The 13676-nt window shown below is 66.9% G+C and carries 13 protein-coding genes; 6 read left to right on the forward strand and 7 right to left on the reverse strand.

The genetic code is table 11. From position 1 onward, the window contains the following. Window position 1 precedes the first annotated feature (1 nt). The 4 genes from AC2EAL_RS17190 to AC2EAL_RS17205 form a co-directional block, all read right to left on the reverse strand. Window positions 2–1576: a Re/Si-specific NAD(P)(+) transhydrogenase subunit alpha gene (locus AC2EAL_RS17190; RefSeq protein ID WP_484725462.1), complete on the reverse strand. Its 1575-nt coding sequence runs from the start codon at window positions 1574–1576 to the stop codon at window positions 2–4. A 98-nt stretch (window positions 1577–1674) separates the two neighbouring features. After that, a complete protein-coding gene (locus tag AC2EAL_RS17195) occupies window positions 1675–2139 on the reverse strand; it encodes a methyltransferase family protein (protein ID WP_484725463.1) in 465 nt (154 codons plus the stop codon). 53 nt (window positions 2140–2192) lie between these two features. Beyond that, a complete protein-coding gene (locus AC2EAL_RS17200) occupies window positions 2193–2726 on the reverse strand; it encodes a YbhB/YbcL family Raf kinase inhibitor-like protein (protein ID WP_484725464.1) in 534 nt (177 codons plus the stop codon). A gap of 89 nt (window positions 2727–2815) precedes the next feature. Then, window positions 2816–3598, reverse strand: coding sequence for a helix-turn-helix transcriptional regulator (locus AC2EAL_RS17205; RefSeq protein ID WP_484725465.1), 783 nt, complete (start codon window positions 3596–3598; stop codon window positions 2816–2818). 96 nt (window positions 3599–3694) lie between these two features. Here AC2EAL_RS17205 and kynU point away from each other — a divergent pair, with 96 nt between their 5' ends. The 4 genes from kynU (at window position 3695) to AC2EAL_RS17225 (ending at window position 8224) form a co-directional block, all read left to right on the forward strand. Next, window positions 3695–4912 (forward strand): kynureninase, encoded by a 1218-nt coding sequence (gene kynU / locus AC2EAL_RS17210; RefSeq protein ID WP_484725466.1) that lies wholly within the window; start codon window positions 3695–3697, stop codon window positions 4910–4912. Between the two features lie 24 nt (window positions 4913–4936). Beyond that, window positions 4937–6151: a glycoside hydrolase family 5 protein gene (locus AC2EAL_RS17215; protein WP_484725467.1), complete on the forward strand. Its 1215-nt coding sequence runs from the start codon at window positions 4937–4939 to the stop codon at window positions 6149–6151. A 124-nt stretch (window positions 6152–6275) separates the two neighbouring features. Further along, entirely contained in the window at window positions 6276–7115 is an 840-nt protein-coding gene (gene kynA / locus AC2EAL_RS17220; protein WP_484725468.1) for a tryptophan 2,3-dioxygenase, read from the forward strand. 206 nt (window positions 7116–7321) lie between these two features. Then, entirely contained in the window at window positions 7322–8224 is a 903-nt protein-coding gene (locus tag AC2EAL_RS17225) for a L,D-transpeptidase (protein WP_484725469.1), read from the forward strand. Between the two features lie 65 nt (window positions 8225–8289). Here the strand turns inward: AC2EAL_RS17225 and AC2EAL_RS17230 are convergent, their stop codons facing one another. Both AC2EAL_RS17230 and AC2EAL_RS17235 read right to left on the reverse strand, forming a co-directional pair. Further along, the gene (locus tag AC2EAL_RS17230) at window positions 8290–8973 is read right to left on the reverse strand and encodes a D-lyxose/D-mannose family sugar isomerase (protein WP_484725470.1); all 684 of its coding nucleotides are present in this window, start codon (window positions 8971–8973) and stop codon (window positions 8290–8292) included. Continuing rightward, a complete protein-coding gene (locus AC2EAL_RS17235; RefSeq protein ID WP_484725471.1) occupies window positions 8970–10328 on the reverse strand; it encodes an MATE family efflux transporter in 1359 nt (452 codons plus the stop codon). The genes AC2EAL_RS17230 and AC2EAL_RS17235 overlap by 4 nt, the downstream gene beginning before the upstream one ends. Before the next feature lie 65 nt (window positions 10329–10393). On the opposite strand from AC2EAL_RS17235, the gene AC2EAL_RS17240 reads away from it, so the two are divergent. Then, window positions 10394–10993 carry a TetR/AcrR family transcriptional regulator gene (locus tag AC2EAL_RS17240; protein WP_484725472.1) on the forward strand — a complete coding sequence of 200 codons (600 nt, stop codon included), beginning with the start codon at window positions 10394–10396 and terminating at the stop codon, window positions 10991–10993. Here AC2EAL_RS17240 and AC2EAL_RS17245 read toward each other — a convergent pair. Beyond that, the gene (locus AC2EAL_RS17245) at window positions 10990–12540 is read right to left on the reverse strand and encodes a helicase HerA-like domain-containing protein (RefSeq protein ID WP_484725473.1); all 1551 of its coding nucleotides are present in this window, start codon (window positions 12538–12540) and stop codon (window positions 10990–10992) included. The genes AC2EAL_RS17240 and AC2EAL_RS17245 overlap by 4 nt on opposite strands. 437 nt (window positions 12541–12977) lie before the next feature. Between AC2EAL_RS17245 and AC2EAL_RS17250 the strand changes: the two genes are divergently transcribed. Next, window positions 12978–13655: an invasion associated locus B family protein gene (locus AC2EAL_RS17250; RefSeq protein ID WP_484725474.1), complete on the forward strand. Its 678-nt coding sequence runs from the start codon at window positions 12978–12980 to the stop codon at window positions 13653–13655. The last annotated feature ends 21 nt before the right edge of the window (window positions 13656–13676 follow it).

The following is a 13676-nucleotide window of genomic DNA, read 5'->3' on the forward strand; positions in this document are numbered from 1 at the left end:
CTTACGACTTCTGGAACATGGCGAGCATGCGCCGGGTGACCATGAAGCCACCGAAGATGTTGATCCCGGCCATGAAGACCGAAAGCGCTGCCAGGATGATGACGAGGAAACTCCCCGACCCGATCTGCATCAGCGCGCCAAGGATGATGATCGACGAAATCGCGTTCGTGACCGCCATCAGCGGTGTGTGCAAGCTGTGGCTGACGTTCCAGATCACCTGGAAGCCCACGAAGACCGCCAGCACGAAGACGATGAAGTGGCTCATGAAACTGGCCGGAGCGTACAGCCCCGCCAGAAGCATCAGGCCCCCGCCGATGGCCAGCAGCCCGACCTGGTTCCGGGTCTGCGCCTTGAAGGCCGCCACTTCCTGCGCCCGGCGTTCCTCGGGCGTCAGCTCCTTGGCCTTCTCCTTGGGCTTCGCCGCCGCGATGGCCGCGATCTTCGGCGGTGGCGGCGGATAGGTCACCGCCCCCATATGCGCCGCGGTCGCGCCCCGGATCACGTCATCCTCCATGTTGTGCAGGATGATGCCGTCCTTCTTGGGCGTCAGGTCCGTCAGCATGTGACGGATGTTGGTGGAATAAAGGGTTGAAGCCTGTGCCGCCATCCGGCTGGGGAAGTCGGTGTAGCCGACGATGGTCACGCCGTTGTCGGTGACGATCTTCTGGTCCGGCACCGTCAGATCGCAGTTGCCGCCCCGCTCGGCGGCCAGGTCGACGATGACCGAGCCCGGCTTCATCATCTTGACCATGTCCTCGGTCCACAGCTTCGGCGCGGGCCGGCCGGGGATCAGGGCGGTGGTGATGACGATATCCATGTCCGGCGCAAGCTCGCGGAACTTCTTTAGCTGCGCCTCGCGGAATTCGGGGGACGAGGGCGCCGCATAGCCCCCCGTCGCCGCGCCGTCTTGCGCCTGTTCGGCGAAGTCGAGGTAGACGAACTCCGCCCCCATCGATTCAATCTGCTCGGCCACTTCGGGCCGCACGTCAAAGGCCAGCGTGATCGCGCCAAGGCTGGTCGAGGTCCCGATGGCTGCAAGCCCTGCGACGCCCGCGCCGACGATCAGCACCTTGGCGGGCGGCACCTTGCCCGCCGCCGTCACCTGGCCGGTGAAGAAACGGCCAAAGTTGTTCCCGGCCTCGATCACCGCGCGGTAGCCCGCGATGTTCGCCATCGACGACAGCGCATCCATCTTCTGCGCGCGGGAAATCCGCGGCACCATGTCCATCGCGACAATGGTCAGGTTCTTCTTCGCCGCTGCTTCCAGAAGCTCGGCATTCTGCGCGGGCCAGAAGAACGAGATCAGCGTCTGCCCGTCCGACAGGGTCGCCAGTTCCTTGGCGTCCGGCCCCCGTACCTTGACGATAACATCCGCCGCCTTGATGACCGAGGCCGCATCGGGCAGCACCTCGACCCCCGCCGCCGCATAGGCCGCGTCCGAGAAGCCCGCCTTCGCGCCGGCCCCGGCCTGGATGCAGGACGAATGCCCGAGCTTCGCCAGCTGGACCGCCGAATCCGGTGTCATCGCAACCCGGTTCTCGCCCGGGAAAACTTCAGTCAAGGCTCCGATCTTCACCCGCATCCCCCGCAGTTAACTTTGCAGTCATAAACTGACCCAGTGCACTTATCACCGCGCAACAATATTTCAAACCCTGTTTGCGCCCGCAGCACAAATTACCCACGCCGACCGAACCAGCGCCGCGTCCGTGCAGCCCAAAGGTCAAACTCCGGTCCGAAGGCCAGCGTCAGGCGCGCCTCCTCGTCGCGGATGAAGCGGGTCTGGATCAGCCAGACAAAGCTCGCGACCAGGGGCAGCGCCAGGAGGGCATCCAACCACAGGATCGCGCCCGTCAAGATCAGAGCATCGCCGAGGTAGATCGGGTTCCGCGACCAGGCGAAAACCCCGCCAGTCACCAGCGCCGAAGGGTCGCGGCGCGGGATCACCGTCGTCCGCCGCAAGGTCATCTGCAGGATTGCCGCCGCCATCAGCAGACCGCCAAGCAGGACAAGGACCTTCCCCAGGCCCGCGCCCCAGACGCCGAAGACCGCAGGCGAGACCCGCGACAGCACCCAGGCCGCGCCGATGTGCAGCGCCAGCCAGCTGGGTGGGATATCGATCTCGCGGATCAAGGAACGCAATCGAGGGGCCTCCTTTCAGGCCCCTCTAGACGCTACGTCAACCGGCTGCAAGCCTAGCGGCCGAAGGTGGCCGTCAGGGTCGCATCATCCAGCGCCATGGCGTTGGCATAGAAGCCGAACATCGCGCCCGAGGCATTGGCGTCCAAAGGCAGCGTGGCTTCGGGCATCGCGTAGACGGTGAAGACATAGCGGTGCGGGGCGGCCCCTTCCGGCGGGCAAGCGCCACCAAAGCCCGGCGCGCCGAAATCCGTCCGGCCTTCGACCGCACCCTCAGGCAGGGCCGCGGGACTGGCCCCTGCGGGCAGGCCCGTCACATCGCCCGGGATGTTGGCCACCGTCCAATGCCACCAACCCGACCCCGTCGGCGCGTCCGGGTCATAGGCGGTGACCAGATAGCTTTTCGTGCCCTCCGGCGCGCCCGACCACTCCAGCGCGGGCGAGGTGTTGCCGCCGGTGCAGCCCATGGCGTTGAAGACCTGCGCCTCTGGCAGCGTCGCGCCCTCGGTGAAATCGGGCGAGGTCAGGGTCATCTCGGCCAGGGCGGGGCTGGCGGCGAGGCACAGGGCAAAGGCAAGGCGGAAGCGCATCGGGATACTCCTACATATGGGAAGCCCCAGCATAGGCGCCGGGCCCCGGCCCCGCCGTGCCGCGCCGATCAATCGCGGTGCCGGACCGATCAGCCCTGCCGGATCGCCGCCGGGGCCAGCCCGAACCGCGCCCGGAACCGCAGGGCAAAGCGCGAGGGCGAGGCATAGCCGACCTCGGCCGCCACTACGGCCACTGGCAAGTCGGTCCCCTGCAACAGCCCCAGTGCCCGGTTCATCCGCAGGTCGGCCAGCAGGGCGGCAAACCCGCCCTCCCCCGTCAGGCGGCGACGCAGGGTCGCCTCGCTGACCGCCAGCGCCTGGGCCACCGCATCCACCGTCCAGTCGCGTGCAAGGTCTGCCGCCAGCAGCGTCCGCACCCGGTCGGCAAAGCCAGGCGGCGCGGGGGGTGGCAGGCGGACCCCGGCGGCGTCGAGCCAGAGCAGGACCTCCAGCACCGCATGGTCGCGGATCGCCTGCGGCACCGCCGGGCGGCGCAACAGGTCCAACGCACGGTCAAAGGCGGCCCCGGCACGGGCATCCTCACAGCGGAAAGCCCGCGACATCCCGCGAGGGGCCGCAACCTGCGGCGGGATCAGAATGGCCGTCGCGCGGTAGGGACCATCGGCGGCCGGATGGTTTTCGACATCCAGGGCCAGGCCAGCCGGAAACAGCGCCAGACCGCCCGGGCCGACCTCACCCGTCAGAGCACCCCGCACCACCTTGCGCCCCTGCTCCACCCGCAGGATCACCGAGGCCTCGCCCACCACGGCGCGGAACTCGGCCCTGACTGCCTGGCGCAGGCGAACCATCCCTGGCGCAAAGGGATCGGCCCGACTGCCATCTGGCGTCTCGACAATGCGGTCATGTCTCATCCCGCCAGTCTTGCGCAGTGGCCAGCCGCCGACAAGCCAGAGAAATTTCAAGCTTGAAACTGTTTCGGAACCACTACAATGATCGCTGAACACCGAATGACGCCAGAAAGCCCCGCCATGCCCATCGACTTCGCCGCGACCAAGGCCCGTTTCCACCTGCCGGAAGGGGTCGTCTACCTGGACGGCAACTCGCTTGGCCCGATGGTCAAGACCGCGCCGGACCGCATGGCGCGGGTGATGACCGAGGAATGGGCGGAAATGCTGATCCGCGGCTGGAACAAGGCCGGCTGGATGGCACAGCCCGCGGTGATCGGCGACCGGATCGGCAAGCTGATCGGCGCGCCCCCCGGCACCGTGGTGATGGGCGATACCCTGTCGATCAAGGTCTACCAGGCGCTCGCCTCGGCGCTGGAGATGAACCCGAAACGCCGGGTGATCCTGTCCGACACCGGCAACTTCCCGTCCGACCTCTACATGGCCGAAGGGCTCTGCCGCACGCTGGGGAGCCAGTACCGGCTGAAGACCGTGGCACCCGAGGAAGTCATGGCGCACATCGACGATACCGTCGCCGTGACGATGATCACCGAGGTGGACTACCGCACCGGCCGCCGCCACCACATGACCGACATCACGAAACGCGCGCATGAGATGGGGGCGCTGACGATCTGGGACCTGGCGCATTCGGCAGGCGCGATCCCGGTGGACTTGACCGAGGCCCGCGCCGACTTTGCCGTGGGCTGCACCTACAAGTACCTGAACTCCGGCCCCGGCGGCCCGGCCTTCATCTACGTGGCCCCCCGCCACGCCGACACCGCCCGCCCTGCCCTGTCGGGCTGGCTCGGGCACGAGGCGCCCTTCGCCTTTGACCTGTCCTACCGCCCAGGCGCCGGGATCGAGCGGATGCGCGTCGGCACCCCGCCCGTCCTGCAGCTGGCTGCGCTGGAGGCCGCGCTCGACGTCTGGGACGGCATCGACCTGCGCGAGGTGCATGCCCAGTCGCTCCGCCTGCAGGACCAGTTCATCAAGGGCGTTGAGGCCCGCGCGCCGATGCTGCAGCTGGCCACTCCGCGATCGCACCTGATGCGCGGCAGCCAGGTCAGCTTCCGCCACCCCGAAGGCTATGCCATCATGCAGGCGCTGATCGCCGAGGGCGTGATCGGCGATTTCCGCGCGCCGGACATCCTGCGCTTTGGCTTCACGCCCTTGTATATCGACGAGGACGACGTTGCCCGGGCAGTATCCGTGCTGGCCCGGATCATGGACTATGGCACCTGGGACAAGCCGGAATTCAAAGCGCGCGCCCGCGTCACCTGACCGGCGCGCAAGACAAGGACTCCTATGCTCCGCGCCGCAGCCCTCGCCCTTGCCCTGATCCTGCCCGGCACGGCGCTGGCCGAACCGGTCAGCCTGAAGCGCGGGCTGAACCTCGGGCTCTGGATCGACTGGCTGACGATTGGCGAGATGCTGGCCGACCCGTCCACGCTGGACCCCTACCCCGACTGGCAGCGCGAAGTGACGCCGCGCATGCTGGAGGTGCTGGCCGAACAGGGCTTTGACTTCGTCCGGATGCCCATCGATCCCGGCCCGATGCTGGCGTTCGGCCCCGGCGAGAGCCAGGACCAGCTGATCGCGGGCATCCGCACCGCGACCCAGATGGCGCTGGATGCCGGGCTGAAGGTGGTTGTCGACCTCCACCCCCTGCCCCGCGGCGATGAAACCGGCGGAATGGAGGACATCCTGGGCGACCTCTGGCCCGATTACGTCACGCTGGTCGCCCGCCTGGCCACCGACCTGTCCACCCTCCCGCAGGATCAGGTCGTGCTGGAGTTCCTCAATGAGCCCACCTTCGACTGCGAGGCGGTCTATGCCGGCGCCCCGCCGCGCTGGCCGGGGATGCAGGCCGAACTGCACGCCGCCGCCCGTGCCGCAGCACCCGAGTTGACCTTTGTCCTGACCGGCGCCTGCTGGAGCCAGGCCAACGCGCTGGCCAGCCTCGACCCCGCGCTGATCGCCGACGACAACGTGCTGTGGACCTTCCACAGTTATGAGCCCTTCCTCTTCAGCCACCAGGGCGCGACCTGGACCTCGGCGCCCGAGAAATACGTCTGGGACCTGCCCTATCCGCCCTCTGCCGTGACCGAAGACCTTGCAGCCGAGCTTGCCGCTGCCGCAAAGGATCGGATGGCCGCAGTCGAGGGTCAGGCGGATGGGGAGCTGATCGACAAGGCCATCGCCGACTACCGCGCCTACCCCGACAGCATCGTCACCGCCGAGATCGACCGCGCCGCCGCCTGGGCGGACGAGCACGGCATCCCGCGCGACCGGATCTTCATGGGCGAATTCGGCGCGCTGCATACCATTGACGGTCGGTCCTATCCGCGCGAGTGGTATCTGGCCTTCATCGCCGACAAGCGCACTGCCGCCGAGGCTGCGGGGATGTCCTGGGCCGTCCTTGGCTATGTCGGCGGCATGGGGGTCGCCAGCGCAGACGCCCCCGACCGCCGCATGGACCCCGAAACCTGCCGCGCCCTGGGCCTGCCATGCGGCAGCTGACCCTGCCCCCCGTCTGCCGCCCTGCCGGCTGGATCGCCCAGTGGCGGCGGATGGGCAACCTGTCGATCCTCAACCGAAAGCCTGCTCTCCGACCCTGAAACCCCCTTTCAAACCGGAGACTGCAATGACCACCTGCCCCTTCAACCCCGCCGAGGATGGCGCGCAAATGGCCTTTGACGGCCGCATGTCCTATGGCGACTACCTGCAGATCGACCGCATCCTGGGTGCACAAAAGCCCTTGTCGGATGCGCATGACGAGATGCTGTTCATCATCCAGCACCAGACCTCCGAGCTCTGGATGCGCCTGGCGCTGCACGAGTTGGACGCGGCGCGCGGCATGATCGCCGCCGACCGCGTGCAAGAGGCGTTCAAGATGCTGGCCCGCGTGGCGCGAATCTTTGAACAGCTGAACTCGGCCTGGGACGTGCTGCGCACCATGACGCCGTCGGACTACACGACCTTCCGCGAAAGCCTGGGCCAGTCCTCCGGCTTCCAGTCCTGGCAGTACCGGCTGATCGAATATGCCGTCGGCAACCGCAACCTTGCCATGCTGAAGCCCCACGCCCACCGCCCCGACCTGACCGCGCGGCTTGAGGCGGAACTGGCGCGCCCGCCACTTTATGACGAGGCGCTGCGTTTCCTCGCCCGCGCCGGTCACCCCGTCCCGCCGGAAATCCTGGCCCGCGACCTGCGCCAGCCCTGGACCCCGCACCCCGGGGTGGAAAAGGTCTGGGCCGCCGTCTACCGCGACCCTACCACCCATTGGCAGGCCTATGAGCTGGCCGAAAAGCTGGTAGACTTCGAAGACTACTTCCGCCGCTGGCGCTTCAACCACCTGACAACCGTGGCGCGTGTCATCGGGATCAAGCGCGGCACCGGCGGCACCTCGGGCGTGGCCTACCTGCGTCGGATGCTGGATGTCGAGCTCTTCCCCGAGCTTTGGTCGCTGCGCACCACGCTTTGACAGGCGAAACCTGCGGCGCGAGTGCAACTATGCGGAAGATTCGGTGATTCTCACGTCCCCGTGATCGCTACTGGACATCCCCCCGGTTTGACCTGTGGAAAAGCCTCGTCTAGCGTGCGAAAAATCGCGCCTGCGACATGATGTTAGCAGCGCTTTTGGAATTGGACCGGTTCATGCTTGACACTTCCCGCCACTTTTTGCGCCGTGTGACCCTCGCGCCCGCGATCCTTGCTCTTGGACTCTTGGCTGCCTGCGTCGATCCGGCCGCCGGCCCGACCGCGTCGTCCCAACCGCTGCCGAAGTCGGGCGAGAACGTGTATGTCGCCACGATGGACGCAGGGATCGAGATCCCGGCCCTGCCGCTGGAGAAAATCCCGGAAAGCCACCGCCGTCAGGTCGTGGCCTATGAGACCGACCAGCCCGTCGGCACCATCATCATCAACCCGAAGACCAAGCTGCTGTACTACGTCGTCGGCAAGAACAAGGCGATCCGCTACGGCATCGCGGTCGGCAAGGCCGGCTTCGAATGGTCGGGCGAGGCCATCGTGTCCGAGAAGAAGCCCTGGCCGCGGTGGATCCCGCCGAAGGAAATGATCGCCCGCAAGCCCGAGCTTGCCAAGTTCGACGAAGTCGGCCAGCCCGGCGGCCCGACCAACCCGCTTGGCGCCCGCGCGATCTACCTGACCTCGGGCGGCCGCGACTATGGCTACCGCATCCACGGCACGCCGGAATGGCAGTCAATCGGGCGCAACGCCTCGTCCGGCTGCATCCGGATGATCAACCAGGACGTCATCGACCTCTACAGCCGGATCAAGGGCGGCGAGAAGGTGATCGTGCTGACGGCTTCGGGCGAGATGCCGAAGGGCCTGTATATTCCGCCTCCCGTCGTTCCGAAGGTCGCCGCCGCCAAGCCCAAGGCAGAGGTCGTGGTTCCCGCTGGTGCCGTGCCCGCGCTGAAGGTGTTGCCGCCCCCGTCCATCGCCGTCGCCACCCCGGCGGCCACGACCTCGACCACGACCACCACCACGACCCCCGCGCCTGCGGCGGACCCGGCAGCCCCGGCCTGCAAGGTCCCTCTGGTGAACGGCGTCTGCCCGCCGGAAAACTGAGCGAAGGCTCATGAAATTGCAAAAGGGGCGCCCGGAGGCGCCCCCTTTGTCATTCTGCCCAAGGCCTACTTCAGCCAGCGGTCATAATCGCTGACCAGCAGGTGCCAGGGCGCCTCGTCCTCGTCGATCTCGGCAAAGCGGCCGATGGGTTCGCGGAAGATGTTGTCAGTCAGGTCGTCGTTCACGGTCGAGACCTCGCCGATCAGCACATCGCCCCCCTCGCCCCAGAAGGCATGCCAGTCGCCCGGCATCAGGGTCACGCTTTCGCCGGGCGCGAACTTCAGCTTTTCGCCAGGGCCGTAGGGCCGCCTGATCCCGTCGCACCAGACCACCCCGCCCTTGTCCCAGGCGAAGTTGCCCTTGTCGTCCGAGCCATAGAGCTCGATCACCAGCGTGGCCCCGCCCCGGTTGATGATGTCCTCGGCCTTGATGACATGGGTGTGCATCGGCGACAGCTGGTCCTGCCGCGAGATCAACAGCTTCTCGGCATAGCACATGCCCCCGCCGCGTTGCAGGTCGGCCAGCCGCCCGTTGCGCAACGTGAACAGGAACAGCCCCATCTCGTCGAACTTGCCCTGACCGTAATCGGTGATGTCCCAGCCGCAGCGGGCGTCGACAATGGCGCTTGCGTCGGTGCGCGCCTTGAACTCGGCCGGCGACCAGTTGGCAAAGGGCGGCAGCACAAAGCCGTAGTGGCGGATCATGTCGTCCGCCGCGCGCATGATCTCGTTAATGCGGGATCGTTTCATAGGTCTCCTCCATCCGTTGCGGCGACCCTAGCCGGTCCCGTCTGCCGAAGGAAGCGCCAGACGAGCACCACACCCGCCAGCCCCAGCGCGATGACGAAGCCTGCCCAGATGCCTGCTGGCCCCATCCCGACTTGATGCGCCAGAACCCACCCCAAGGGCAGGCCCAGCACCCAGTAAGCCGCCAGCGAGACCACCGCCGGAAAGCCAGTGTCGGACAGCCCGCGCAAGGCGCCAGTCATCGTCGATTGCACCCCGTCCATCACTTGGGCGAAGGCAAAGACCAGGAAGATCGCCGTCGCCACCGCGATGACCTCGGGCTCATCGGTGATCCAACCCGCGACCGTGCCGCCGTAAAGCCCCAGCGCCACCGCCGCCCCCACCAGCCACAGCGTCCCCAGCCCCAGCGCCGCCCAGGTCACCGGACGCAACGCCTCCAGATTGCCCGCGCCCCGCTCCTGCGCCACCCGGATCGCCACCGCGCCGGCCAGCCCCAGCGGTACCATATACAGCAGGCCCCCCACGCTCATCGCGACCTGGTTCCCGGCCAGCGCCACCGCACCAAAGGTCCCGATCATCAGCGTCGCCACCGCCATCGCGCCGGTTTCGGCCACGTACATCAGGCCAAGAGGTGCCCCCTCGCGCGCGACGGACACGATCTCGGCCCCACTGATCCCGCGCCGCAGCCGCAACCGCCGCATCGACCGCGCCCGGGTCCAGAACACCCAGGCCGCCGCCAGCGCCAGGCTCTCCGCCGCCAGCGAGGCGATGCCCGCCCCGGTCAGCCCCAGCATCGGCAGCGGCCCAACGCCCCAGATCAGCGCATAGTTCAACGGCACGTTGATCCCCACGGCCAGGAAGGCAAAACCGGCGCCGAGCCAGGGCCGGTCCACCGCCTCGAACGTAGCCTTGAACACTGTCAGCACGGAAAACGGAACCAGCATCAATGAGATGGCAACCCAGTAGGGAAACATGATAGCCAGCACTTCTTTCGGCTGGCCCAGCCAGGGCAGGACCCACCAGCACGCCAGCATCGCGACCGCCCCCGCCACACCGACCAGCGCGCCCAGCACCAGCCCGTTGCGCAGGATCGCCGGTATCGCCCGCCCCTGCCCTGCGCCATATGCGGTGCCGACCCGGACCGACATTGCCGAGAGAAGCCCGTAGATCGCTGCGAACAGGATCACCGCCACTGCATTGGTGATCCCCACCGCCGCCAGCGGCAACGGGCCCAAGGGGGCCAGCATCACGGAATCAGTGACCCCGAGCAGAGTCGATGCCCCAAGCCCCGCCACGATGGGCACGGTCAAGGCCAGGATCGCCGGAACCTCTTTTCGGATGGCGGCAAAGCGGGACATCTTGCCCAGGGCTCCTGTTTGACATACGGTCCGTATGTCAATTCAGCTACTCACATACGGGCCGTATGTCAACTGACCGCAAGACTCGCGCCGAGGCTGCGCAGGAAACCACCGACCGGCTGATCGCCGTCGCCCATCGCGCCTTTGCCGAGCGTGGCTTTGCCGAGGTCTCGCTTGATGCCCTTGCCGCCGAGGCGGGGGTCACCCGTGGCGCGCTTCACCACCACTTCACCAACAAGGCGGGCCTCTTCGAAGCCGTCCTCCGCCGGATCGACACCGAAATCGGCGCCGAGATGCAGGCCGCCGCCGATGCTTCCGCCGACGCTTGGACCGCCTTCCAGCGCTGCTTTCACGTCTATCTCGACGGCGTCCTACGCCCCGACCGCTGCCGCATCCTGTTCCAGGACGCGCCTGCCGTCCTGGGGATGAAATCGGTCGATATCCTGATGGAATCAGGCTTCGGCGAGATGGTCGCCGACATCCAGGCCCTGATCGACGCGCAAACGCTCGCCGTCCGGGACGCCGAGGCGCTGGGGCATCTTCTGAACGGGGCCACGATCAACCTCGCCTTCTGGGCGGCGGAAGGCCCGGCAGTCGAAGACCGCCCGGCCCGCGCCCATGCCGCCCTGGCCGGGCTTCTGGAAACCCTTCTGCGCCGCGCCTAGCGCTTGCCGAAGATCGACCCCAGGATACCCCGCACCAAAGCCTGGCCGGACCTTGTGCCCAATTGCCGGGCGAAACTCTTGGCAAAAGCCGTCCCGATCGAATCCGACCTACCCCCGCTGGTCTTCTTCGGCCTGTCGGCATAGCCGTCCGCATCATAGCGCCGCGCGCGTTCGAACTCGCGCTTTTCGTCGGCCTGGCGCTGTTCCAGCTCTGCCGCCTCGCGCGCGGCCCTCTCGGCCCGGGCCCGCAGCCGTTCATAGGCGCTGTCGCGGTCCATGACCTTCTCGTACTTCCCGTTCACGGGCGAGCCCGCCATCACCGTCGCCCGCGCCGCCGCGTCGATAGGCCCGAGCTGGCTGGACGGCGGGCGGATCAGCGTCCGCTCCGCAATCCCCGGCACGCCCTTGGCTTCCAGAAGCGAGGTCACCGCCTCCCCGGTCCCCACGTCGCGGATCGCCTCGTCGATCTTGAAGCGCGGGTTCGGGCGGTAAGTCTCGGCGGCCTTGGCCAGGTCCTTCTGGTCCTTCGCCGTGAAGGCCCGCAGCGCGTGCTGCACCCGGTTGCCCAGCTGCCCCAGGATCGTATCGGGCACGTCCGCCGGGTTCTGGGTGATGAAATAGACCCCCACGCCCTTCGACCGGATCAGCCGCGCCACCTGTTCGACCTTGGAAATCAACGCCTTGGGCGCATCGGTGAACAGAAGATGCGCCTCGTCGAAGAAGAAGACGAGCTTCGGCTTGTCCGGATCCCCCACCTCTGGGAGCAGCTCGAACAGTTCCGACAGCAGCCACAACAGGAAGGTCGCATAAAGCCGCGGCGAGTTCATCAGCTTGTCCGCCGCCAGGATGCTGATCCGCCCCGCCCCGCTGGCATCCACCGTCATCAGGTCCGCCAGGTCCAGCGCGGGCTCGCCAAAGAGGCTCCCCCCGCCCTCGTTCTCCAGCACCAGAAGCCGCCGCTGGATCGCGCCGACCGATTCCTTTGACACCAGCCCATAGCGGCCCGAGATTTCCTCGGCATTCTCGGCCACGAAGGTCAGCAGCGCCTGCAGGTCCTTCAGGTCCAGAAGCGGCAGTTCCTCCTCATCCGACAGGCGGAAGGCAACGTTCAGCACGCCCTCCTGCGGCTCGGACAGTTCAAGAAGCCGGGACAAGAGAAGCGGCCCCATCTCGTCGACCGTCGCCCGCACCGGATGCCCCTTCTCGCCGAACAGGTCCCAGAAGATCACCGGAAAGCCGCGATACTGCAGGTCCAGCCCGATCTGGGCCGAGCGTTTGGTGAACGGCTCGTGCAGCTTGTGCGTCTCGGACCCCGGGGCCGCCAGCCCGCCAAGATCGCCCTTCACATCCGCCATGAACACCGGCACGCCCGCCGCGGAAAAGCCCTCGGCCAGGATCTGCAGGGTCACGGTCTTGCCCGTCCCCGTCGCCCCGGCAATCAGCCCGTGCCGGTTGCCGTACTTGAGGAGAAGCCGCTGCGGCAGGCCGTAGCCTTCACCGCCACCGCCCACGAAAATGCTGTCCGCCTGTCCTGCCTGATCGGTCACGTTCGCCTCTTGCAACTTGTGGTTGAAAGACCCCAACCGGCGGGGTCCCTGCACTGATCGCAGCAAACATACATTGTTAACTTCATTCTGCCAGACTCAACTGGTCAGCCGCGGGTCTTGCCTGTGGGCTGACGGTGACTTCCTCCCTGTTGACTGGCCGCGCCCTTGAAAAGGCGCGGTTTTTTTTCTATCGCGTTCCCCAAAAGAACCCGTTGACGGGCCGAGTTTTCCGCCGTAGCGTCCCAACCCATGAAGTCGGCCAGTCCGACAGGGAGCAAAAAAACAGATACAAGAAGGGCCGGTTCTCCCGGCCCTTTTTCATTTTCGCGCGAGGCTCGGGCAGAACCACGCCGGGCCGTGTTTTTCGCACCTGACTTGCCCCGGCCTGCATGCTAGAGACCGCCCAGACAATCGACCGACCAAAGGAAATGTCGAAGATGGCAAAGACCACGAGCACCGCGCTGGCCCTCCTGCTTGCCCTGGCTGCAGCGCCGCTGATGGCGCAGGAGGCGACCGAGGAAGCGCCGAAGACCGAAGAGGCCGCCCCCGCTGCCGATCCGGCCAACGACCTGTCGATGGGCCAGGAAGTGGGCGGCGCCGACGGCGTCGGTGCCAATTACACCGCCGCGACCTTCGAGGCCTGGGAACAGCGCTGCGTGAAGACGGAAACCGGGATCGACCCGTGCCAGCTCTACACCCTGCTGAAGGACAAGGAGGGCAACTCGGTCGCCGAGCTGACGCTCTTCAATCTGCCCAAGGGCACCGAAGGTCCTGCCGTCGCCGGGGGTACCTTCATCGCGCCGCTGGAAACCCTGCTGACCGCCGGGATGATGCTGCAGATCGATGGGAACCCGCCGAAGGCGTACCCCTTCACCTTCTGCACTCAGATCGGCTGCGTCGCCCGGATCGGCTTTACCGCCGAGGAAGTCGCGCAGATGAAGCAGGGCGCGAATGCGCTGATCGCCATCGTTCCCTTCGTGGCGCAGGACAGCAAGGTCGAGCTGAACGTCTCGCTGAAGGGCTTCACCGCCGGATTCGATGCCGTGGCAGAGGCGAATGACAAGGCCGACGCAGCCGCCGCGGCCGCACCGGCAGACGGCGAGAAAAGCGAATAACCCACCGTCAGTGGATCAGGT

It is taken from the genome of Tabrizicola sp. T74, from assembly GCF_057219935.1.

Bases quoted from the DNA above. Each gene is read 5' to 3' on its own strand.
- AC2EAL_RS17200 (WP_484725464.1), bottom strand. From the start codon at position 2,726: ATGCGCTTCCGCCTTGCCTTTGCCCTGTGCCTCGCCGCCAGCCCCGCC.
- AC2EAL_RS17205 (WP_484725465.1), bottom strand. From the start codon at position 3,598: ATGAGACATGACCGCATTGTCGAGACGCCAGATGGCAGTCGGGCCGAT.
- kynU (WP_484725466.1), top strand. From the start codon at position 3,695: ATGACGCCAGAAAGCCCCGCCATGCCCATCGACTTCGCCGCGACCAAG.
- AC2EAL_RS17215 (WP_484725467.1), top strand. From the start codon at position 4,937: ATGCTCCGCGCCGCAGCCCTCGCCCTTGCCCTGATCCTGCCCGGCACG.
- kynA (WP_484725468.1), top strand. From the start codon at position 6,276: ATGACCACCTGCCCCTTCAACCCCGCCGAGGATGGCGCGCAAATGGCC.
- AC2EAL_RS17230 (WP_484725470.1), bottom strand. From the start codon at position 8,973: ATGAAACGATCCCGCATTAACGAGATCATGCGCGCGGCGGACGACATG.
- AC2EAL_RS17235 (WP_484725471.1), bottom strand. From the start codon at position 10,328: ATGTCCCGCTTTGCCGCCATCCGAAAAGAGGTTCCGGCGATCCTGGCC.
- AC2EAL_RS17240 (WP_484725472.1), top strand. From the start codon at position 10,394: ATGTCAACTGACCGCAAGACTCGCGCCGAGGCTGCGCAGGAAACCACC.
- AC2EAL_RS17250 (WP_484725474.1), top strand. From the start codon at position 12,978: ATGGCAAAGACCACGAGCACCGCGCTGGCCCTCCTGCTTGCCCTGGCT.